Source organism: Verrucomicrobiota bacterium (assembly GCA_016200005.1).
Classification (GTDB): domain Bacteria; phylum Verrucomicrobiota; class Verrucomicrobiia; order Limisphaerales; family PALSA-1396; genus PALSA-1396.
The window spans coordinates 27,866-51,102 of record JACQFP010000016.1; the positions used below are offsets into that span (position 1 = coordinate 27,866).

General features: G+C 56.1%; 19 protein-coding genes and 3 tRNA genes. 3 read left to right on the top strand and 19 right to left on the bottom strand.

Features of this window, described 5'->3' with window-relative positions; genetic code table 11:
* Positions 1-22: 22 nt before the first annotated feature.
* The 16 genes from fusA to HY298_05020 form a co-directional block, all read right to left on the bottom strand.
* Positions 23-2,200, bottom strand: a complete 2,178-nt coding sequence (gene fusA / locus HY298_04945) for an elongation factor G (GenBank protein ID MBI3849625.1) — start codon at positions 2,198-2,200, stop codon at positions 23-25.
* A gap of 66 nt (positions 2,201-2,266) precedes the next feature.
* Positions 2,267-2,740 (bottom strand): 30S ribosomal protein S7, encoded by a 474-nt coding sequence (rpsG, locus tag HY298_04950; protein MBI3849626.1) that lies wholly within the window; start codon positions 2,738-2,740, stop codon positions 2,267-2,269.
* Positions 2,741-2,828: 88 nt separating this feature from the next.
* The gene (locus HY298_04955) at positions 2,829-3,236 is read right to left on the bottom strand and encodes a 30S ribosomal protein S12 (GenBank protein MBI3849627.1); all 408 of its coding nucleotides are present in this window, start codon (positions 3,234-3,236) and stop codon (positions 2,829-2,831) included.
* A 134-nt stretch (positions 3,237-3,370) separates the two neighbouring features.
* Complete coding sequence (rpoC, locus tag HY298_04960) at positions 3,371-7,606, bottom strand: DNA-directed RNA polymerase subunit beta' (GenBank protein ID MBI3849628.1); 4,236 nt, start codon at positions 7,604-7,606, stop codon at positions 3,371-3,373.
* 58 nt (positions 7,607-7,664) lie between these two features.
* Positions 7,665-11,477, bottom strand: a complete 3,813-nt coding sequence (rpoB, locus tag HY298_04965; GenBank protein ID MBI3849629.1) for a DNA-directed RNA polymerase subunit beta — start codon at positions 11,475-11,477, stop codon at positions 7,665-7,667.
* Positions 11,478-11,690: 213 nt separating this feature from the next.
* Complete coding sequence (gene rplL / locus HY298_04970; GenBank protein MBI3849630.1) at positions 11,691-12,080, bottom strand: 50S ribosomal protein L7/L12; 390 nt, start codon at positions 12,078-12,080, stop codon at positions 11,691-11,693.
* A gap of 136 nt (positions 12,081-12,216) precedes the next feature.
* Entirely contained in the window at positions 12,217-12,729 is a 513-nt protein-coding gene (locus HY298_04975) for a 50S ribosomal protein L10 (GenBank protein ID MBI3849631.1), read from the bottom strand.
* Positions 12,730-12,755: 26 nt separating this feature from the next.
* Complete coding sequence (locus HY298_04980) at positions 12,756-13,454, bottom strand: 50S ribosomal protein L1 (protein ID MBI3849632.1); 699 nt, start codon at positions 13,452-13,454, stop codon at positions 12,756-12,758.
* Positions 13,455-13,594: 140 nt separating this feature from the next.
* A complete protein-coding gene (gene rplK, locus HY298_04985) occupies positions 13,595-14,020 on the bottom strand; it encodes a 50S ribosomal protein L11 (GenBank protein ID MBI3849633.1) in 426 nt (141 codons plus the stop codon).
* Between the two features lie 6 nt (positions 14,021-14,026).
* The gene (nusG, locus tag HY298_04990) at positions 14,027-14,575 is read right to left on the bottom strand and encodes a transcription termination/antitermination factor NusG (protein MBI3849634.1); all 549 of its coding nucleotides are present in this window, start codon (positions 14,573-14,575) and stop codon (positions 14,027-14,029) included.
* Between the two features lie 20 nt (positions 14,576-14,595).
* Positions 14,596-14,844 carry a preprotein translocase subunit SecE gene (gene secE, locus HY298_04995; protein MBI3849635.1) on the bottom strand — a complete coding sequence of 83 codons (249 nt, stop codon included), beginning with the start codon at positions 14,842-14,844 and terminating at the stop codon, positions 14,596-14,598.
* Between the two features lie 22 nt (positions 14,845-14,866).
* A tRNA-Ser gene (locus tag HY298_05000) sits at positions 14,867-14,956 on the bottom strand.
* A 14-nt stretch (positions 14,957-14,970) separates the two neighbouring features.
* Positions 14,971-15,046, bottom strand: a tRNA-Trp gene (locus HY298_05005).
* Between the two features lie 94 nt (positions 15,047-15,140).
* A complete protein-coding gene (gene tuf / locus HY298_05010) occupies positions 15,141-16,331 on the bottom strand; it encodes an elongation factor Tu (protein MBI3849636.1) in 1,191 nt (396 codons plus the stop codon).
* A 44-nt stretch (positions 16,332-16,375) separates the two neighbouring features.
* Positions 16,376-16,451, bottom strand: a tRNA-Thr gene (locus HY298_05015).
* Positions 16,452-16,655: 204 nt separating this feature from the next.
* A complete protein-coding gene (locus HY298_05020; GenBank protein MBI3849637.1) occupies positions 16,656-17,615 on the bottom strand; it encodes a ribonuclease HIII in 960 nt (319 codons plus the stop codon).
* A gap of 73 nt (positions 17,616-17,688) precedes the next feature.
* On the opposite strand from HY298_05020, the gene mutY reads away from it, so the two are divergent.
* From mutY to HY298_05035, 3 genes are all read left to right on the top strand, one after another.
* Entirely contained in the window at positions 17,689-18,816 is a 1,128-nt protein-coding gene (mutY, locus tag HY298_05025; GenBank protein MBI3849638.1) for an A/G-specific adenine glycosylase, read from the top strand.
* Positions 18,817-18,960: 144 nt separating this feature from the next.
* A complete protein-coding gene (locus HY298_05030; protein MBI3849639.1) occupies positions 18,961-19,668 on the top strand; it encodes a superoxide dismutase in 708 nt (235 codons plus the stop codon).
* A 53-nt stretch (positions 19,669-19,721) separates the two neighbouring features.
* On the top strand, positions 19,722-20,606 hold the full coding sequence (locus tag HY298_05035) for a TIM barrel protein (GenBank protein ID MBI3849640.1): 885 nt from the start codon (positions 19,722-19,724) through the stop codon (positions 20,604-20,606).
* Positions 20,607-20,700: 94 nt separating this feature from the next.
* Here HY298_05035 and HY298_05040 read toward each other — a convergent pair whose 3' ends face one another.
* From HY298_05040 to pheS, 3 genes are all read right to left on the bottom strand, one after another.
* Positions 20,701-20,904 (bottom strand): hypothetical protein, encoded by a 204-nt coding sequence (locus HY298_05040; GenBank protein ID MBI3849641.1) that lies wholly within the window; start codon positions 20,902-20,904, stop codon positions 20,701-20,703.
* Between the two features lie 4 nt (positions 20,905-20,908).
* On the bottom strand, positions 20,909-22,111 hold the full coding sequence (locus HY298_05045; GenBank protein ID MBI3849642.1) for a hypothetical protein: 1,203 nt from the start codon (positions 22,109-22,111) through the stop codon (positions 20,909-20,911).
* 61 nt (positions 22,112-22,172) lie between these two features.
* Positions 22,173-23,207 (bottom strand): phenylalanine--tRNA ligase subunit alpha, encoded by a 1,035-nt coding sequence (gene pheS, locus HY298_05050; protein MBI3849643.1) that lies wholly within the window; start codon positions 23,205-23,207, stop codon positions 22,173-22,175.
* Between the last annotated feature and the right edge of the window lie 30 nt (positions 23,208-23,237).

Below are 23,237 nucleotides of genomic sequence, written 5' to 3' on the forward strand. Positions count from 1 at the left end.
AAGAGCAAGTAAAAGGTTAACTTCAGGTGCGTGCCGGTTTCTTCACGATCGAGTCCAAAATCGTGGCCATGATGCTGTTGGGCACCTGCTCGAACGCGAGCGGCTCCATCGAGTACGAGGCGCGCCCTTTGGACAGTGAACGAATCGCCGTGGCGTACCCGAACAGTTCGGCCAGCGGCACTTCGGCATAAAGATACGTGGCGTTGTTTTTTGCTTCGATGGCGACAATTTTACCCCGGCGGCGGTTGATGTCCCCGAGCAAATCGCCCTGATACTCGTCCGGCGTCGTGACTTCAACCTTCATGATGGGTTCGAGCAAAATCGCGTGGGCCTTTTTCACCGCGTCTTTGAGCGCAAAAATTCCCGCCATTTTGAACGCCAGTTCACTGGAGTCCACTTCGTGGAACGTCCCATCGACCACGGCCACCTTCAGGTCCACCATGGGATAATTCGCCAGCACGCCTCCCGCGATGGCTTCTTCGATGCCGTCGATGACCGCCGGAATAAATTCCTTGGGAATGGCACCGCCGACAATTTCGTTTTCGATTTCAACCCCTTTGCCTCGCGGCAGCGGTTCAATGTTCACCAGTGCGTGGCCGTATTGACCACGTCCGCCGGATTGACGGATGAATTTGCCTTCACCTTCAGCCGCCTTGGTGATGGTTTCACGATAGGCAATCTGCGGCGCGCCGGCGTTGGCTTCTACTTTGAATTCGCGGAACAACCGGTCGCGGAGGATCTCCAGATGCAACTCGCCCATGCCGGCGATGATGAGCTGGCCGGTTTCCTCGTTGGTGAAGCAACGGAAGGTCGGGTCTTCCTCGGCCAGTTGCTGCAAACCCTCGCCCATCCGCTCGCGATCGGCCTTGGTCTTCGGCTCGACTGCCATCGAAATGACCGGTTCAGGGAAAGTGGGAGGCTCGAGCGAGACATCAAACTCCTCATTACAAAGTGTGTCTCCCGTCGTGATGTTTTTCAAACCAACCAGCGCGGCGATGTCGCCCGCAAAAGTTGTTTCAACGTCGATGCGCTTGTCGGCTTGCAGCATCATGACGCGGCTGACGCGTTCCCGCTTGCGCGTGCGCGGATTGTAAATGAGATCGCCCTTCTTGAGTTGACCGCTGTAAACACGGAAGAAAACCAGCTTGCCAACATACGGGTCTCGCCAAAGTTTAAACGCGAGCGAACAAAACTTGGCGTTGTCATCAGTGGGCACCTCGACCAGATTTTCCGGATTCCCGGGCTCATGCCCGACCGCGGGCGGGATGTCCAGCGGCGACGGCAGATAATCGATGACCGCATCCACCAGCGGCTGCACTCCTTTTTTCTTGAAAGCTGAACCGCAGACAACCGGCACCAACTCAATCTTGCACGTCAGGCGGCGGATGGCGGCTTTGAGCACGAGCGCGTCAATCGGCTTCTCTTCGATGACCATTTCAGCTATCTCATCGTCCTTGTTGGAAACAGCATCAATCAGTTCCGCCAGCGCGGCCTGGGCGCGTTCCTTGTCTTCGGCGGGGATTTCAGCAACGGTATATTTCAAACCGACTTCGTCTTTATCATCGTAAATAATCGCCTTCTGATTCACCACGTCGATGACGCCTTTGAAATAGTCTTCTTTGCCGATCGGAATCGAAACCGGATACGCATAAGCGCCGAGCTTCTTGCGCATTTCACTAACCGCGTTTTCAAAATTCGCGCCGGTGCGGTCCATTTTGTTAACGAAGGCAATGCGGGGAACCTTGTATTTGGTGGCCTGGCGCCAGACAGTTTCAGATTGCGGCTGCACGCCGGCAACGCCGCAAAAGACTGCCACCGCGCCGTCGAGCACGCGCATCGAACGTTCTACTTCCGCGGTGAAATCCACGTGGCCGGGAGTGTCGATGATGTTGACGCGATGCGGAATGCCGAGGAACGACTTCTTGATGCCGTCGTCCTTTTGCGTCCAGTAACAGGTCGTCGCCGCCGAAGTGATGGTGATGCCACGTTCGCGCTCCTGCTCCATCCAATCCGTCACGGTATTCCCGTCATCGACATCGCCCATCTTGTGGATGAGGCCGGTGTAAAAGAGAATGCGCTCCGTCGTCGTCGTTTTGCCGGCATCGATGTGCGCCGCGATCCCGATATTGCGGGTGCGCTCCATCGTGTACCGCCGGTTCGGCGAGTTCACGGATTTCGGTTTTTCCATTACAGCTTCCATCTGATTTCGAGACTAAAAACGCCCCGAGATGCCTTCGCCTTCGGGGCGCGTTCAATATGTTTTCAACTACCAGCGAAAATGCGCAAAAGCCTTGTTGGCCTGCGCCATTTTATGCACCTCATCGCGTTTGCGGATGGCGTTCCCCTGACCCTGATACGCATCCATGATTTCCGCCGCCAGCGCTTCCTTCATCGCCACGCCTTTCCGGGCGTCAGCAAAATTCACCAGCCAACGAATGGCCAGAGTCAGTTGCCGGTCGGACGAAGCCTCCGATGGCACCTGATAAGTTGCGCCGCCCACGCGCCGCGCCTTTACCTCCAGACGCGGCTTGGCATTCTCCACCGCGCGCTGCAAAATCTCCAGCGGGTTGCCGGTCGGATTCTTGGCGCCAATCTGGTCAAACGCGCCATACACGATGCGCTGCGCGACGGTTTTCTTGCCGCACTTCATCACCGTGTTCACCAGTCGCGATACGAGCGGACTGTGAAACTTCGCGTCTTCAGTCAGCGGTCTTTTATCAGCTTGTCGGCGTCGGGACATGTGTTCGTTAAATCGTTAATTCGTTAAACCCTGAATTCGTTAATTCTTTAAATCATCGCATCATCGCATCATCGCATCATCAAACCCCTCAAGCCGCCGCCTGTTTGGCCGCCGCGCCCTTGGCTGCCTTCGGTCGCTTGACACCGTACTTGGAGCGACTGACTCTGCGCTTCTCCACCCCCGCCGCGTCCAGCGTTCCGCGAATGATGTGATAGCGCACGCCCGGCAAATCCTTCACGCGCCCGCCCCGCACCAGCACGATCGAGTGCTCCTGCAAATTATGCCCCTCATCCGGGATGTAAGCGATCACCTCGTACCCGTTGGTCAACCGCACCTTCGCCACCTTGCGCATCGCCGAATTGGGCTTCTTGGGCGTGCGCGTCATGACCTGCAGACACACCCCGCGCCGAAACGGCGAGTTCTCCAACGCCGGTGACTTGGACTTGCTGCGTATTTTATTTCGCCCTTTTCGGACGAGTTGGTTAATAGTCGGCATGACAACTGTCGCTTTTTTGACCGTCTCCGCCCCTGCTCAGGGCAAACGGAGCGCGGATGTTATCAGACGCATTTTCCGTTGCAACTAGTATTTGATTTTTTCCTTCACCCCGACATCGCCGGTCGGGGTTCACGTTAACTGGCCAGCCCTGACAACGGCTGTCCGGACTCGCCTTCCGGGCGGCTCTCCACCACCGGTTCTTCCTCGATCTCCACCAGCGGCTTGAGGCGCACATTACGATGATAATCAAACCCCGCACCCGCCGGGATGATGTGACCCATGATCACATTCTCCTTGAACCCGGTGAGATAATCCACCCGCGACAACGTCGCCGCCTCCGTCAACACCCGCGTCGTATCCTGGAAACTCGCCGCGCTCAGGAAACTCTCCGTCTCCAACGACGCCTTCGTGATCCCCAGCAACACCGGCTGCGCCTCCGCCGGTTTGCCCCCCATCTTCTCCACCCGCAAGTTCTCGGTTTCAAAAATAATCTTGTCGATCTGTTCGCCCCACAAGAACGACGTGTCCCCCGGCTCCGTGATCCGCACCTTGCGCAACATCTGCCGCACGATGATCTCGATGTGCTTGTCGTTGATCGTCACCCCCTGCAACCGATACACCTCCTGCACCTCATTGACCAGATGCTCCTGCAATTCCTGCGGCCCGCAAATATCCAGAATCTCGTGCGGGTTGATCGGCCCTTCAGTCAACTGTTGCCCCTTCTTCACGTAGTCACCCTTGAACACAATAACGTGTTTGCCAATCCGGATCAGGTGCTCCTCCTCCAACTCCGTTTGCTGATCCTTGATGAGAATGCAGCGTTTGCCCCGCACACTCGGACCAAAGTCCACCACGCCATCGATCTTGGAAATTTCCGCCGCGTCTTTCGGCGGCCGCGCCTCGAACAACTCCGCCACCCGCGGCAAGCCCCCCGTGATGTCCCGCGTCTTGGACGTCTTGCGCGGCGTCTTGGCCATCAACGTCCCCGCCACAATCTTGTCCCCTTCACCCACAACGATGTGCGCGCCGGACGGAATCGGATAGCTGGCCAGCACGTCGGCGGAGGCCGGAGGTCGGAGGTCGGTGGCCGGCGTGATGATGATCTGCGGATGCAAATCCTCCTTGTGCTCGATGATCACCATCGCCTCCTGGCCCGTGGTTTCATCCACCTCCTGCTTCATCGTCACCCCTTCGATGATGTCATGGAATTTCACGCGCCCCGCTTTTTCGGAGAGGATGGGGACGTTGTAAGGGTCCCACTGCACGAACGTATCCCCGCGCTTGACCCGGCCACCGTTGGGCGCAGAAATCACCGCGCCAATCACCAGGTTGTGCGTCTCCAACTCTCGCCCATCCTCCGCCAGAATGGAAACCGACCCATTCTTGTTCAGCACGATGTTGTTGCCGTCTTCGAGTTCGACCAGGCGCAATTCGTTGTAATGCACCACCCCGTCATACTTCGCCTTGATCTGCGGCTGCTTGAACACCTGCGACGCCGTCCCCCCAATGTGAAACGTGCGCATCGTCAACTGCGTGCCCGGTTCACCGATGGATTGCGCCGCGATGATCCCCACCGCCTCCCCCAACTTCACCGGGTTGCCCGTCGCCAAATTCCGACCATAACAACACACACACACCCCCGCCTTGCTCTCACATGTCAGCACCGAACGGATCTTCACCTTCTCCACTCCGGCAGCTTCAACCTGCCGCGCTTTCACCTCGTCGATCAACTCGTTCGCCCCCACCAACTTGTTCCTCGGATTCGCCGGCTCAACAATGTCGTCGCACGAATACCGCCCCACCAGACGCTCGTTGAGCTTCACCACTTCATCCTCCCCTTCGTAAATGGATTGAACCCAGATGCCGTTGGATGTCCCGCAATCCGCCTCGCGGATGATCACGTCCTGCGCCACGTCCACCAATTTGCGCGTCATGTAACCCGAATCAGCCGTCTTGAGCGCCGTGTCCGCCAACCCTTTGCGCGCCCCGTGCGTCGAAATGAAATACTCCAACACCGTCAACCCCTCCCGGAAATTCGACAGAATCGGCTTCTCAATAATGTCCCCACTGGGCTTGGCCATCAACCCCCGCACCACGGCCAGTTGCCGCACCTGTTGACGATTGCCGCGCGCACCCGAATGCACCATCAGCGAAACCGGATTGTATTCCCGCTTCCCGTGGTTGTGATCCAACGTGCGCAACATGACGTTGGCGATCTGGTCCGTGCAATGCGTCCAGATGTCGATAATCTTGTTGTAGCGTTCGCCGGAAGTGATGACGCCCTTGCGATGTTGCTTTTCCACTTCGGCGATCTGCTTCTGCGCCGTTTCGATTTCCTGATCCTTTTCCTTCGGAATGATCATGTCGTCGATGCCGATGGAAACGCCCGCACCGGTCGCTTCCTTGAAGCCGAGTTCCTTGAGCTGGTCCAGCATGACCACGGTTTTTTCCTGGCCGGCAATTTTATGACAATTCCAGATCAACTCGCCGAGCTGGGTCTTGCCGATCACCTTGTTGGGAAAGCCGAGTTCCGCCGGCCAGATGCCGCTGAAAATGACACGGCCCACCGTGGTCTCGATGACTTTCTTTTCGGAATCGCCGTAAACGGTTTTTTTGCCGAAGTCGGGATTGGCCAGGCGAATTCGCTCATGGGTCGTCACGGCGCCATCGTCGTGCGCAAACACCACCTCGCTCTTGCTCCCGAAAAGCGGAAGTCGGAGGTCGGAGGTCGGAGGTCGGAGGTCGGAGGCCGGAGGCCGGAGGTCGGAGGCCGGACTTCTGACTTCTGACTTCTGGCCGCTGACTCCTCTCGGTTCGACGGTCAAATAGTAACAACCCAGCGTGATGTCTTGCGTGGGCGTCATGATCGGCTTGCCGCTGGACGGGTTGAAGATGTTGTTGGGCGCCATCATCAGCAGGCGCGCTTCCAGTTGCGCCTCGACGCTCAACGGCACATGCACGGCCATTTGGTCGCCGTCGAAGTCCGCGTTGTAAGCGGTGCAAACAAGCGGATGAATGCGAATGGCTTCCCCTTCGATCAGGAGCGGCTCAAAAGCCTGAATTGACAAACGGTGCAACGTCGGCGCGCGATTGAGCAACACCGGATGGCCCTTGGTCACCTCTTCCAAAATGTCCCAGACTTCCGGAGATTGACGTTCGATCATCTTTTTCGCCGAGCGAACCGTGTGAACGTAACCGAGTTCTTTTAAGCGACGGATGATGAACGGCTCGAACAGCACCAGTGCCATCTTCTTCGGCAAACCGCATTGGTGCAGTTTGAGTTCCGGACCAATAACAATCACGGAACGGCCCGAGTAATCCACGCGTTTGCCCAATAGATTCTGGCGGAAGCGACCGCTCTTGCCTTTGAGCATGTCACTGAGCGATTTCAATGGACGGTTTCCGGCACCGGTCACGGCACGACCATGACGACCATTGTCGAACAAGGCGTCCACCGCCTCCTGCAACATGCGTTTTTCGTTGCGCACGATGACTTCCGGCGTTTTGAGTTGCAGCAAATTCTTCAATCGATTGTTGCGGTTAATGACGCGGCGATACAGATCGTTGAGGTCGGACGTCGCAAAACGGCCGCCTTCGAGCGGGACGAGCGGTCGCAGATCAGGCGGAATGACCGGCAACACGATGAGCACCATCCATTCGGGACGGCTCTTGGAGGCCAGGAGCGCTTGCAGCAGCTTGGTGCGCTTGGCAATCTTCTTACGGATTTGTTTGCTCTTGGTTTCCGTCATGGCGACTTCCAACTGCGCGATTTGTTTGGCCAAATCCACTTTGGCGAGAGCTTCGCGCACGGCTTCGGCGCCAATCTTGGCCACGAAAGCCTCCGCACCGTAGGTTTCTTTGGCTTCACGATATTCGTGCTCACTCAACAACTGGTGTTGGGTCAACGGCGTGGAGCCAGGATCGATCACCATGTAATCCTCGTAATAAATGACGCGTTCCAGATTGCGCGCCGTCATATCGAGCACCAAACCGATGCGCGAGGGCATGCATTTGAAAAACCAGATGTGCGAGACCGGCACCGACAGTTCGATGTGACCCATGCGCTCACGGCGGACGCGCGCCAGGGTGACTTCGACGCCGCAGCGATCACAGACGACGCCGCGGTGCTTGATGCGTTTGTACTTGCCGCAGGAGCATTCCCAATCCTTGACCGGACCGAAAATGCGTTCGCAGAACAAGCCGCCTTTTTCCGGCTTGAAGGTGCGGTAGTTGATGGTCTCGGGGTTCTTGACTTCCCCTTTGGACCAGGAGCGAATGGCGTCGGGCGAGGCGAGCGAGATGGCGACATGTTCCACCTGGTTCACCTTGTCCAGACCGAGCAATTCGCGGGCGCTATCTTTGGTGCTCATCATACGATTTGGCGTTTCGGCGAGACCACTCGCCATAAATGTTATTTTGATTCAATTTTCAACTGGCCGTTAAAACCGTGGGCTCCACGGGCTGGTCTTGCGCGTTGACATAGCCGACTTTCACATCCATGCCCAATGATTGCATTTCCTTGACCAGCACGTTGAAGGATTCCGGCACGCCGGCTTCAAGACTGTTGTCGCCCTTCACGATGCTTTCGTAAATGCGCGTGCGGCCCTGGACATCGTCGGACTTGACGGTGAGCAATTCCTGAAGCGTGTACGCCGCGCCGTAGGCTTCCATCGCCCACACTTCCATTTCGCCGAAGCGCTGACCGCCGTATTGCGCCTTACCGCCCAGCGGCTGCTGCGTGACCAGCGAATACGGCCCCACCGCCCGGGCATGAATCTTGTCCGCGACCAGGTGGCCCAACTTCATCATATAGATGTAACCGACCACAATTTCCTGGTCGAACGGTTCGCCCGTGCGACCATCATGCAAGATGGTTTTGCCGTGCTCGGGCAGATTGGCCTGCTTCAGATAACCACGAATGTCTTTCTCTTTGATGCCGTCGAAGACCGGGGTCGCAAATTTCAGGCCGAGTAGTTGGGCCGCCCAGCCCAAGTGCGTCTCCAACACCTGGCCGACATTCATGCGACTCGGCACACCCAGCGGATTCAAAACAATTTCGACGGGAGTTCCGTCCGCCAGGAACGGCATGTCCTCCTCCGCCACGATCTTGGCCACAACACCTTTGTTGCCGTGGCGGCCGGCCATCTTGTCGCCGACCGAGAGCTTGCGCTTGGAGGCGACATAAACTTTGACGGACTTGATGATGCCCGTATCGACATCGTCGCCCGACTCCGCGCGTTCCAGGTCCTGGTCGTGTTGAAGCTGCAGGTCGTCAAACTTCTTTTTGAAGCTGCCGATGATCTCATTGATCTTGTTGCGGATGGGCGAGGGATCAATCTCGATGCGATCGTAAACGGTCGCCAGTTTTCGCAGGAGCGTCTTGGTGATCTTGCGGTTGGCGGGAATGATGATCTCGCCGGTCTCGGAATTAACCACATCCAGGGGGATTTTTTCGCCGAGGAGGATGTTGCTCAGACTTTCGGTTAGTTGCTCGCGCAACTCGTCCATCTTTTTACGATGTTCCTCCTCGACCTGCCGGGAATGCTTTTTCTCTTCACTGGCCTGAGTTTTGATTTCGCGATCGGCTTCCTTCTTCGCTGAGACTTTTACATCCATCACGATGCCATAGGTGCCGGAAGGAATTTTCAACGAGGTATCTTTCACATCGGCGGCTTTTTCGCCGAAGATGGCCCGCAACAGACGTTCCTCGGGCGCAAGCTCGGTCTCGCTCTTGGGCGTGATCTTGCCCACCAATATGTCCCCGGGCTTCACTTCCGCCCCAATCCGGATCACGCCGTCGGCACTCAGATTCTTCAACGCTTCTTCCCCAAGATTCGGTATGTCCCGCGTGATCTCTTCCGGGCCAAGCTTCGTGTCCCGCGCCACCACCTCGAATTCGTCAATGTGAATGGAGGTGAAAATGTCTTCCTTGACGATTTTCTCGCTGATGAGGATGGCGTCTTCAAAGTTGTAACCGTTCCAGGGCATGAAGGCGCACAGCACGTTGCGGCCCAGCGCCAGTTCGCCCCCCTGCGTGCACGGGCCGTCGGCAATCACCTGGCCTTGCTTCACCGCGTCGCCCTTGCGCACCACGATCTTCTGGTTGATGCACGTGGCCGCGTTCGACCGCATGAATTTGCGGATGGGATAGACGTAAATGCCGCTGGCCGGGTCGTGTTTGAGCTTCCTTTTGCCTTCCGGCAGTTGGCCGTCCGACGTGATGACGACCTGATTGCCGGTGACGGAGGCGACTTTGCCGGATTCCTCCGCCACCAGCACCGCGCACGAGTCCCGCGCAACGCGGTCTTCCAATCCGGTGGCCACCAGCGGCGCCTCGGTCACCAGCAGCGGCACGGCCTGCCGTTGCATGTTCGAGCCCATCAACGCCCGGTTCGCATCGTCGTGCTCCAAAAACGGGATCAAACTCGCCGCCACCGACACCAGTTGCTTGGGCGATACGTCCATGTAATCCACCCGCGCGGGTTCGACGTCGATGAAATCGCTCTTGCCCCGACAGGGAACGCGGTCGGTCTGGAAACGGCCCTTGTCGTCAATCGGCGCGTTGGCCTGCGCCACCACAAACGTTTCCTCCCGGTCGGCGGTCAGGTAATCAATGTGGTTGGTCACGCGCCCATGCTCCGCCTTGCGATAGGGCGTTTCCAGAAAACCAAAATCATTGACCTGCGCAAACGTGGCGAGCGACGCAATCAACCCGATGTTCGGCCCTTCGGGCGTTTCCACCGGGCAGATGCGACCGTAGTGCGAGGGGTGCACGTCGCGGACCTCGAAGCCGGCGCGGTCGCGCGAGAGGCCGCCTGGCCCAAGCGCGGACAGACGACGCTTGTGGGTGAGTTCGGCGAGCGGATTGATCTGATCCATGAACTGCGAGAGCTGGCTGCGCCCAAAGAAATCCCGGATCACGGCGGAGAGGGCCTTGGGGTTGATGAGTTTTTGCGGCGACATGCTCTCCATGCCTTGATCGAAGAGGGTCATGCGTTCCTTCACCAGGCGTTCGGTGCGGGCCAGGCCCACGCGGCATTGGTTGGCGAGAAGTTCGCCCACGGTGCGCACGCGGCGGCTGCCGAGGTGGTCAATGTCGTCGAGGCTGCCCTCGCCTTTTTTCAAGCGGAGCAGATATTTGGTGGCGGCCACCAGATCCTCCTTGGTCAAAATGCGGGATTCGCCGCCTTTGAGGCCGAGTTTCTGGTTGATCTTGTAACGGCCGACGCGGCCCAGATCGTAGCGCTTGGGATCGAAGAAGAGGCGCTTGATGAGGGCGCGGGCGTTGGCGGCGGTGGGCGGATCGCCGGGACGGAGGCGCCGATAGATGTCCTTGAGGGCTTCTTCCTCGTTCTTCGCGGGATCTTTTTTCATGCACTTGATGACGATCCCTTCGTCCAGCGTGGTGTCCACGACGCGAATTTTGGTGACGCCCAGCTCGGCGATTTGTTTGACGACGGCCTTGGAGAGCGGCTCGAAGGCGCGCGCGACGACGATGCCCTTTTCCTCGTCGGTCACGTCTTCGATGAGGACCTTGTTCTGGAGGTCTTCGAGTTTCTCGGCTTCTTTGACCGTCAACTGCTCGATGTCATAAAACAGTTTCAGGATGTCGGCATCCGAGCCGTAACCCAGCGCGCGGAAAAAGGTGGTGGTCAGAAATTTGCGGCGGCGTTTCTTGCGGTCGAGATAGACGTAGAGCAAATCACTGGTGTCGAATTGGGCCTCATACCACGAACCGCGATCGGGAATGATGCGGAAGGAATGCAGGATTTTCCCGTTCGCGTGTTGCGTGGCCTCAAACGCCAGACCGGGCGAGCGATGCAACTGGCTGACGATGACGCGCTCGGCGCCGTTGATGACGAAAGTTCCCTGCGGTGTCATCAGCGGCAGTTCGCCCATGAACACTTTTTCCTCCTTCGTGCCTTTTTCTTCCTTGAGGTGGAAGGTGACGTAGAGGGGCGCGCCGTAGGTCACGCCTTCGCGCAGACATTCGAGCCAATCGAGCTTGGCCGGACCGATGGCGTAGCTGTCAAAGGACAGCACACATTTGCCATCGTAACTCTCGATCGGGAACACCTCGGCGAACACCGCCTGCAAGCCCAGGTTCTTGCGCTTGGATGGCGCGGTGTCGGCCTGGAGAAAATCCCGATACGAATTGGTCTGCAACTCGATCAGATTCGGCGGCGCGATGATCTCTTTTATTTTACCGAAATTTATACGTTCACTGGCTCGCGATGGCATTTTGACCTTTGATCATTGGCTGGCGAACTGCGCCAAACCCTTTGTTTTGCTAAACGACACAAGGCAAGCACGCGGTATTCAGCCGCGAACTTGCCGCAACCCAACCCCGAAAGTTTTCAGGGTTCGTTGTCCTGATATCCAACCTGCGTTCTTCGATTTCGTTTGGGCGAAGCGGGCCGGCAGGAACTCTCCCGCCGACCCCAAAAGCGCCGTTTACTTGATTTCCACTTTGGCGCCCGCTTCTTCGAGCTTCTTTTTGGCGGCATCTGAATCCGCCTTGTTGGCGCCTTCCAACACCGGCTTCGGGCATTCTTCCACCAACTTCTTGGCTTCCGCCAGACCCAGACCGGCCTTGACTTCACGCACTGCTTTGATGGCGGCGATCTTCTTCTCCGGCGGCACCGAGACAAGAATCACATCAAACTCCGTTTTGGCTTCCGCCGCCGGAACTGCCGCGCCACCTGCCGGCGTACCCGCCGCAGCGACCGCGACCGGTGCCGCCGCCGTCACGCCCCAGGCGGTTTCCAGTTGTTTCACCAAGTCGGCGGCTTCCACCACCGTCAGCTTCCCCAATTGTTCCACTAATCCAGTTAAGTCTGCCATGTTACCTTTCAGTCTCGTCGTCATCCGTGGCCACGGATGGTTTCAGTTCACGGCCCGCGAACCGACGATTTACTTTGTTGTTATGTTTTTGTTTTCCCATCCCCGCATCTAAACGAGGATGAAATCGTCTTAAATTCTACGCGCCTTTTTCCACGTGTGCCTGAAGCACTCGCACCAACTGGCTCGCGGGTGTGTTGATCAAGGCGACCAGTTTTGTCGCCGGCGCTTTGAGGACGCCCAGCAACTTGCCGCGCAAGACATCAAGGGACGGCAAATCCGCCAGCGTCAGGATGTCCTTGGTTTCCAGGCGTTCATTGTTCAAGTAGCCGAATTTGATTTTCGGTTTGTCGAATTCAGCGGAAAAAGTTTTGACGACTTTGGCGGCGACGGAGACATCGCGTTTCCCGGTCACCATCGCCAATTGGCCGGACAAGGCGGCGCCCAAGTCGGCGACACCGGCTTCCTGGACCGCGCGACGGAAAAGCGTGTTTTTAACAACATGAATTTCCGCGCCCGCCTGGATCAACCGTTTACGCAACTCGGTGATCGGCCCGACCTTCAACCCGGTATAGTCCACGACAAAGAAGAACGGCGAAGCGTTCAACCGCGCAATATATTCATCACCGATGTTCTTTTTTTCAGCACGCATGGCAGGTATCTCAGTTAGTATTGAAATCAAGTTGTGGCCAGGAATTCGCGGATGTCCACCCGCACCGGCGGGCTCATGGTCGCGGAAAGAGTGCAACTTTGGACAAATTGGCCTTTCACGCTGGCGGGACGCGCCTTGATGACCGCCTCGATCACCGCCCGCGCATTGTCAACGATCTGGTCCAACGTAAAGGACACCTTGCCGACGGGCACATGGACGTTGCCCGCCTTGTCCACTTTGAACTCGATGCGACCGGCTTTGACCTCCTTCACTGCTTTGGCCGTGTCATCGGTCACGGTGCCGGTTTTGGGGTTGGGCATCAGGCCGCGTGGCCCGAGCACTTTGCCAAGCTTGCGGACTTCCGCCATCGCTTCGGGCGTAGCCACGGCCACGTCGAAATCTGTCCAGCCTTCCTGACACTTCTTGATCATGTCTTCGAAGCCAACAAATTCGGCACCCGCAGCCCGGGCGGCTTCCGCCGCATTGCCGTCCCGCGTGAATACGAGGACGCGGACGGTTTTTCCGCTGCCGTGCGGCAGTGGAACGGAACCACGAACCATCTGGTCCGATTGTTTCGGGTCCACACCCAACCGAAAAGCAACTTCAACGGACTCGTTGAATTTTGCTTTCGGAAACTTGGACAACACTTCGACTGCCGACTTAAGCGGATAGACTTTTTTTCCATCCACCAGTTCGAGCGCTTTTTTGTATTTTTTACTTGGCATTCGTTTTGGTTGCGGTGCAAACGAGTTATCAGCTCTCCCGCGGTTTATTTAATGCAGATCAAGATTATGAGTAAGATTAAGAGACGACCGGTTCGCAGTAATAATCTTAATCTTCATCATATTCTTAATCTCCTGTTTCATCATTCGACTACTTCAATGCCCATGCTGCGGGCCGTGCCGGAGATCAAGCGGAACGCCGCCTCGTCGCTGGTGGCGTTCAAGTCCTTCCGTTTGATTTTCACAATGTCCATCACCTGCTTGCGCGTGACCTTGCCGACTTTTTCCTTGTTCGGCGTTTTAGAACCAGTGGCAATGCCCGCGGCCTTCTTCAGCAGGCCGGAGGCGGGCGGCGATTTAGTGATGAACGTAAATGATTTGTCCTGATAAACGGTGATGACCACGGGAATCACCATGCCCGCCTGGTCTCTCGTGGCCGCATTGTATTCCTTGCAGAAGGCCATGATGTTGACGCCGTGCTGACCGAGCGCCGGCCCCACGGGCGGAGCAGGATTGGCCTGCCCGGCCGGAATCTGCAGTTTGATCTGTCCTGTAATCTTCTTCGCCATAAATCTTTAAGCCTTTTCGACCTGCCAGTATTCCAGTTCCACCGGCGTGTTGCGGCCGAAAATGTTCACCGTGACCTTCAATTTGCCGCGGTCCGGTTCAATTTCTTCAATCACACCACTGAAGTTCAGGAACGGACCGTTGTTGATCTTGATCGTTTCACCGACTTCAAAATTGACTTTGGGCTTCTCGAACTCTTCCGAGGCGGAAATCTGACCCTTGATCAGCTCGATTTCCTCGGTTGAGGCCGTGTCCGGTTTGTCGCCGCCCACAAACCCAATCGCGCCCTGCGTTTCTTTCACGAAATAATAGGGCTTGGGTAATACGCGCCGGTTTTCGTCCAACAGCACCATGTCGATATAGACGTAGCCGGGATGAAGCTTGCGTGTCGTTACTGTCTTCTTGCCATTGCGCACTTCAACGACCTTCTCGATCGGTACCAGAACCTCGCGAATGTATTCACCCATCTCCTCGGCTTTGATGCGCCGCTCGATGCTTTCTTTCACCTTCTGCTCCTGGCCAGACAAGGTGTGGATGACGAACCACTGACTTTGCATGCGATAAGATAAAAGCTTTTTCAGGTGATCAACTGCAACAGCAGGTTGATCACAAAATCCACGCCCACGGTGAACCCGCCCAGCAGCACGATTGACACGAAAATCACGACCGTCGAACCTTGCAACTCGGCCAGCGTAGGCCAGGTGCAGCGCTTCAATTCTTCGCGCGTGCTGCGCATGTAATTGGCGAACCGCTCGAGTTGGCCCTTGCGCCACAAGACGGCAAAGACCACACCGGCGACCGCAACCCAGATAAATATTTTGACCAGATCGTTACTCACAAAATCATTTTGGCGGAGGGGGAGGGATTCGAACCCCCGTTGGCCGTTAAGCCAAAGCGGTTTTCAAGACCGCCGCGTTAGACCACTCTGCCACCCCTCCGGGCTTAATTCGTTTGGCAGGGCGGGAGGGACTCGAACCCCCAACCGACGGTTTTGGAGACCGCTACTCTACCAATTGAGCTACCGCCCTACTCTCAAAAATGGTGTTCACTATCATTGTTTATTAGACGAAAAAGGGAGCCGAGGATGTTTCTCCCCGAACTCCGGATGCTGTAGTCAGTCTTTTATGCAACAATATCGCTCACGCGGCCGGCGCCAATGGTGCGGCCGCCTTCGCGAATCGCGAAGCGTTGGCCTTTTTCCATGGCCACCGGGGCGATCAGTTCGATGTCGGCAGAAACGTTGTCTCCTGGCATCACCATCTCCACGCCTTGCGGCAGTTTGACGGTGCCGGTCACGTCCGTCGTGCGGAAATAGAATTGCGGACGATAATTCGTAAAAAACGGCGTATGACGCCCGCCTTCGTCCTTGGAAAGGACGTAAACTTCCGCTTTGAACTTGGTGTGCGGCGTGATGGTGCCAGGCTTGGCCAACACCATGCCCCGCTCCACTTCCTCTTTCTTGGTGCCGCGCAGCAACACGCCGACGTTGTCTCCCGCGCTGGCTTTGTCGAGCAGCTTGCGGAACATCTCGATGTCCGTCGCGACAGTTTTCCGTGTTTCTTTCAAACCGACGATTTCAACATCCGACATCTTGTTCAATTCACCACGCTCAACACGACCCGTGACCACTGTGCCGCGTCCTTCAATATTGAACACGTCTTCGATGCACATCAGGAATGGCTTATCAATCTCACGCTGCGGTACCGGGATAAACGTATCCACCGCCTCGAGCAGGTCGGCAATTGCTTTCTCGCCTTCCGGTTTCCCTTCCATGGCGGCTTTGGAACTGCCACGAATAATCGGGGTCTTGTCCCCGGGAAACTGATATTTGGTTAACAAATCGCGAATTTCCATCTCGACCAGATCGAGCAGCTCAGGATCATCCACCAAATCGACCTTGTTCAAGAAAACGACAATTGCCGGGACCCCGACTTGCCGTGCCAGAAGAATATGTTCGCGGGTCTGTGGCATCGGTCCGTCCGCCGCGCTCACCACCAGAATCGCCCCGTCCATTTGAGCGGCGCCGGTGATCATGTTTTTCACGTAGTCCGCGTGGCCGGGACAATCGACGTGGGCATAATGCCGGGTGGCGGTTTGATATTCAACGTGAGAAGCCGCAATGGTCACGGTTTTGGTTTCGTCGCGCACGGTGCCGCCCTTGGTAATTTCCGCGTAGGAGATTTTCGTTGCCAGGTTCTTACGCGCCTGCACTTCCACGATCGCGGCGGTAAGGGTGGACTTTCCGTGATCCACGTGACCGATCGTTCCGACGTTTACATGCGGCTTTGTTCTTTGAAACGCTTCTTTTGCCATTGCATTCTCCGGTTAATTTTGGTTTCGGTTTGTTAAATCAAATCTGGAGCCCATGATCAGGATTGAACTGATGACCTCGTCCTTACCAAGGACGCGCTCTGCCAACTGAGCTACATGGGCAAAAGCCAGATTCCTGCCATCCTGACATAACGACAAAAAAACCACTACCCCTGTCTTTCAACTAGAAAAACCAAAGGGGCTTGTGATTTTTTGTTTATTCACGGACCGTTAACCGCGAGGAAACTAAGAAAAGGGAGGCGGGGTGTCAACGGTTTTTATGCACTTTTTTTGGTTGAGTTTATCGACGCCACTCTGACCCGAGAATCAACGCCGCCATTCGGCTTTCGGCGGCTCAGGCAAATTTTGCGCCCGCAATGCTGTGCGAAAATGCGTTTTGGCCACTTTCTTGAGATTTTCCGCCCCGTGCCGAGCGACAAAATCTTTGGCGACGGCATCAACCGTCGCTGATGCCCCCTTCGGGAAACTCATCTCGAATTGTTTCCCCAACGCCGTCAAGCGACTCACGAATTCATCCCGCGCCAGGATCGAAGCTGCCGCCACCGCCACATCCTCTTCCGCCTTGTGCCGCTGCACCAATTCTATTTCTCGCCCCAAACTCATTAACGCTTTAGCAACGACTTCTTTGTTCGAAGCAAACTGATCGCTGATCGCGCGAACAGGCGGCGGATTCATCCGATGCTTCTGTCCCATCAAATTCTCAATGACCCGGGCATGTCCCCACGCCAGCAAAGTATTCACGCTCTTCATTTTCCCGTAAAGCCGGTTGTAAGCTTCGTTGCCGATCGGAACAACCGATGTCACACAACCGGGCGTCTCGCGAATCACCTTCGCCAGCTCCGCAATTCTCCTGTCGCTTGAAATATTTTTTGAATCCCGGATGCCGGCGTCCTGCCAGGCTTTGACCACGGCTGCGTTTACATAAACACCCGCCACGCACAAAGGCCCAAAGAAATCTCCCTTTCCACTTTCGTCCACACCGAGCCGCGGCAGCAGCAGGTCGGGATTCAGAACCGCTTCGTAACCCAAACGCGCCTGCTTCAATATCTCCGGCTCCAAAACGAACTCGACGAACTCCTGCGTTCCCTTTCCTTGCACAACCAGTTTGCCGCTTTCGTAATACACCACGTTGAGTTTCTCCCTTTCACCGGCAAACCGCGCATAGGGCACGTCACGAAATTTGTAGTTATGTTCCTGAAGATATGCCTGCAAAGCCGCTGCCTGTTTTTCGTCCAGCTTGCAGGTGAAAGAGGTTAATGGTTTCACAAAGTGCGTGTCATCGTAAGCCGTTGCTATATCCTCTGCAACTGTGACAAGAAAAAAACTCGGGCGTCGAGCAATGAGCGCCAGGCACAAACATCCCGGTTTCACCACTGTCCGCAAATGCAAAGCAATCGTTCCCTTGTTGCTCTCCTGGTTCGCAACAAACGCGCGCGACCTCCCCTGGCGACGCACTCGGGATCCCTATTCCATCTGGATTTCCGAGATCATGCTCCAGCAAACTCAAGTGAAGACCGTCATTCCATATTGGCAACGCTGGATGCGCGAACTGCCAACGCTACAATCCTTGGCCCGCGCGCGACCGGAAAAGATTCTGAAACTTTGGGAGGGACTGGGGTACTACACGCGCGCCCTTAATCTCCATAAAGCTGCCCGACAAATCATGGCAATGCACGCCGGCAAGTTTCCCGAAAAGTTCGACGACATCCTCGCGCTGCCGGGCGTTGGCCGCTACACCGCCGGCGCCATTTGCAGCATCGCTTTCAATCAACCCACTCCCATCCTCGACGGTAATGTCATCCGGGTGTTGACCCGCGTCTTTGGCATCGGGGAAAATCCGCGCGATAAATTGACGAACACCAAACTCTGGCAGTTGGCCGAAACACTCGTGCAGACCGCTGCCGATATTTCTCGTCCCGCATCCCGCATCCCGCATCCCGCATCACTCGCCTCCCACTTCAACCAATCGTTGATGGAACTCGGCGCGCTCGTTTGCACACCACGTTCACCGCGGTGCTGTGACTGCCCGGCAAGGAAACACTGCATCGCTTGGCGCGAAAATCGCATCGCCCAACTGCCCAATCTCGCCAGGCGCGCGGCCACCACCGGGCGGCGATTCATCGCCTTTGTCGTCAAATGCAATGAAAACTTCCTCGTCCGTCAAAGACCCTCCGGCGTCGTCAATGCCCAGCTTTGGGAATTTCCGAACCTGGAATTGAACGGCGAATCGGATTTGAAAGTCGTAGCGAAGTCTGCGCTTGGCTTCGCCCCCAAGAACCTGCGCCCGCTCTGCGTCATTAAACACTCCATCACGCGCTATCGCATCACACTCGAAGCATACCAGTCCCAACTAAAGTTGGCTCCGACGAAAACCCGTCAACCCGATCAATGGCTCGCGCCAACGGAACTGAAGCAACTCGCCTTCGCCAGTGCCCATAAAAAAATCCTGGCTCAATTGTCACCCTGAAGTTCAGCAGTTTCGCACGCCGACTTTTTTGAAATACATGCCCTTGCCGAGTGCTTGAGAACAGACTATTCTCCCAATCAACACAATCGCTGCACGAAATCAAACCTTGGCCCTCAAGCCAAACAGAATTGAAAGGAATTGTTTATGATGACACGACGCCAAGCCATTCAAAAGACCGCACTCGCCACTGCCGCAGTCGCGGTTGGTTCGTCGCTGACCAGCGCACAAGCACAAACCGCCGCCGGCCCGTTCACGCTGCCGCCGCTACCTTATGCGTTCGACGCGCTCGAGCCACACATCGACGCGCAAACGATGCAGATCCACCACGACAAACATCACGCTGCGTACGTCATGAACCTCAACAAAGCCGTCGCCGATCATCCAGACCTGGCGAAAAAAACCGTGGAGGAAGTCCTCAAAGATTTATCTTCCGTTCCCCAAAACATCCGCACTGCCGTCCGCAATCACGGCGGCGGGCATTACAACCACTCGTTGTTCTGGCAGATGATGAAGAAAGGCGGGGGCGGTGAACCGAAGGCTGCGTTGGCCAAAGCCATCGACAAGAGCTTCGGCAGCTTCGCCGGGTTCAAAGACAAACTCACCGACACGGCGACGAAGGTTTTTGGCAGCGGTTGGGCATGGCTCGTATTGGATGGCAAGGCCGTAAAGATTGAGTCGTCGCCAAACCAGGACTCACCATTAAGCCAGGGCCATCACATGCTGCTCGGCATCGACGTTTGGGAACACGCCTACTATCTCAAGTACCAAAACAAGCGCGCCGACTACATCGCCGCCTGGTTCAACGTCATCAACTGGGATTTCGTTTCCGAGCGCTTTGAAAAACTAGCTTGAAATCCAGGAAAGCGGAATCGGCCTTCACCGTCACACAAATCCAAAATGATTTTATGCGTAACAAACTTTCCCGTCGCTCCGCGCTCCGCAAAATGGCCGGTAGCGCCGTCGCGATGAGCGCCGCAGCCAGCCTCACCTCACGACTCCGCGCCGCAGATGCCGCCGTTGGCAAAATGAAAGGCCGCATCAACCACTCCGTCTGCAAGTGGTGTTATTCCAAGGTCAGCCTCGAAGACCTCTGCGTAGCCGGCAAGGACATCGGCCTCCAATCTGTCGAACTGCTCGAGGTTAAGGATTTTGCCACGCTCAAGAAACACGGCCTCATCTGCGCCATGGTCAGCGGTGTGCCAGGCGGAATCTCCGACGGCTTCAACCGATTGGAGAATCACGACAAACTGGTGGAATATTTCGAGCGAACCACATCGGTGGTCGCCGATCACGGTTTTGTGAACATCATTTGTTTTTCCGGCAACCGCCGCGGACTCGACGACCAGAAGGGTTTGGAGAATTGCGCCATCGGTCTCAAGCGCGTCATGCCGATTGCCGAGAAGCACAAAGTCACCGTCTGCATGGAGCTGCTCAACAGCAAGGTCGATCACAAGGACTATCAATGCGACCACACGGTGTGGGGCGTGGAACTGGTCAAGCGCGTCGGATCGGAACATTTCAAACTGCTCTACGACATCTACCACATGCAAATCATGGAGGGCGATGTCATCCGCACCATTCGGCAGAACCAGCAATACATCGCGCACTATCACACCGGCGGCGTGCCCGGTCGCGGCGAGATCGACGAAACCCAGGAACTGAATTATCCGGCGATCATGAAGGCGATTGTCGAAACCGGTTTCAAAGGCCACGTCGCGCAGGAATTTGTTCCGAAACGACCCGATGTCCTCGCCTCACTCAAACAAGGCGTGAACATTTGCGATGTGTGATTCTGTTTTATCCGAAGTTAGAAAAGGCGTCGCGCCGCATTGCCAATCGCGGCATGCTGCCGCGCCTTCATCTAAAACGTGAATCCGGCACATATCACGCGGGCTGCTTATACGGATGCGAAACGACTTGCGAGTTGATATGAAGATGTTGCTCGACGGGGCCTTGCTGCACGACGACAGGGTTGGAAATTGTGACGCGCACGTGCGCGCTCCATTTTCCCGCAAGTTTGGACAAATCGGTGTTCTTGGTCTCCGACTGCTCTAACGACGACGCTGCCCATGTCTTCTCAAGAGTCATACAATTACCTTTCAATTTTCCACCCTGAATTAAGTTGGACAAGTTCGAATCCTTTTTGCGGCAGTGACCGTATCAAGTTAATTACAGCATTTTGTGCGGCTGAGTTCAAGCTTTGCTGCACACATGCCTGAACAATCTGTTGAACTAATTGCAGAAGTTGTTGTTGATCCAGGGGTTGTGGGAACTGAAGATTCCCAAGATTTATCGGTGGCAACGTCAGATTCGTCAGGTTGATGTTCAGTGTTGGAGGAATCTCCCTGAGCCGTCGAACACGCACGGTTTTCTTGCACGTGTCAACACGGCCCAAGCTCTCGATAATCGCGAATGGCAGGTCATCCCAAGAGTGTTCTTCCAAGCCGTTGGCGATCAGATGCTCTTCAGGTAAGAAAGGCGTTTCGAGTTGGAAGAGTTCTCGGTACTGTAGATATAGATCCCACAGAGGCGTTTCGAGCTCCTCCGTCTCTGCGTCTTTGACATGCTTCAACCCCAAATATTTGACGGCCTCTGCCCTGTTGATCGCGTGGCTATGCGAGTACACTTCAGACGAGAGTTTTTTAATGATCTCGTGGTTCTCTTCTTCCGTGAAAGGTTTCGCGCGGGTACTGAGCAGTCTCAATCCCACGAGTTTCGTTTCTTCGAGTAGGCGGTTGACAGCGCCGAGTGCGAGTGGGTGTACTCGCCGCGTCATTTCTTTGAACCCTTCCATTTTTTCCGACGGGCGCTCGCATCCAACACGGTCGAGAAGCGCAAAATATCCGTTTACATCTTCTACGGAAACCGGCAGGCGATTCGGCGTGTTTCCCTCGGTTGGATTGTAAGGGCCACTGGCCATTGTCGCGTCGATTGGCCCGAGTTCACCCTTCTTTGTCATCAGGATTTCATCTGCCCCAAGGCAGATCACTGTCGCGGCACTGTGCGCCCGATAAGGAACCAGAACGCTGAACGATCCCCTGTGACAATACTGTCGGAACATCGAAACAAGTGCCCAAGGCACGTCACTGTGCCCTCCACGGCTGTAGAGGAAGAGGTCTAATTTGCTTCGCTCGGCTTCGTTGAAACCAAGAATGTGATCGTGAATGATAGAAACAACATCACCAGCTATTTGAGCTGCAAACCCAGGGCGGTCGCTCGTGACGTAGGCGATGAGTTTCGATCCACGTTTCTTCTCTATCGCTTCGATTAGTGCGCGGCGCTCTGCAAGTCCCATAAAGTGGGCAAATAGTTGCCGTTGTTAGTCGGACGGTCAAGACGAGATGTTCGCCCCTGATTCAAAATTGCCTCAAAAACCGAAGGTCATTTTCGTAAAACAGCCGGATGTCGTTGATGCCATAGCGAATCATCGCGATGCGTTCGATGCCGAAACCGAAGGCCCAACCCGTCCAGACTTCCGGATCATAGCCAACATTTTCAAACACCTGGGGATGAATCATCCCGCAACCGGCGATCTCCAGCCAATCCTTGCCCATCTTCTTGACGAGCGGACTCGAGAAATCGATTTCAAAACTCGGCTCGGTGTAGCTGAAGTAGTGCGGGCGAAAACGAATCTTCACGTCGCTGCCGAGCAATTCCTTGAACACAAATTCCACCGTCCCCTTGAGATCGCCGACGGTGACGTTCTTATCCACATACACGCCGTCGATTTGCTGGAAGGTGGGGTTGTGCGTGGCATCGGCGTTGTCGCGACGATAAACCCGGCCCGGCACGACGATGCGCACCGGCGGCTGTTGCGTTTCAAGCGTGCGGATTTGAACTGAGGTCGTGTGCGTGCGCAGCAACAGTTGAGAGTTTTTAGTTGAGGGTTGAGAGCCAGCAACGGGCGCGAGGTAAAACGTATCCTGCGCGTCGCGCGCCGGATGGTCGGCGGGTGTGTTGAGCGCGTCGAAGCAATGATACTCGTCTTCGATCTCCGGACCATCGGCGACCACGAAACCAATCTTGCGGAAAATTCGCACGATGTCTTCGGTCACCTGGGTGAGCGGATGCAATTTGCCGAGCGTGCGGCGGCGTCCGGGCAAAGTGAAATCGGTTGGCTCTTTGGGCAGCGCCGCTTTGAGTTCCAATTCGTCACGCCGTTCAGCGAGCGCGGTTTCCAGTTCGGTCTTCGCCTGATTGATGAGTTTGCCGGCGGCAGGCCGTTCCTCCTTCGACAACGACCCGAGTTGTTTCATCAATGCCGTGAATTTGCCGTGCGTGCCGACGTAGTTGACGCGCGCCTGTTCCAGCGCGGCGAGGTCGGGCGCGAACTTCAATTCCGCCAGCGCGGCTTGTTTGAGCGGTTCAATTTGGTCGATCAGTCCAGCCATAATTTCCCGAATGTTAGCGACAGCACAGAG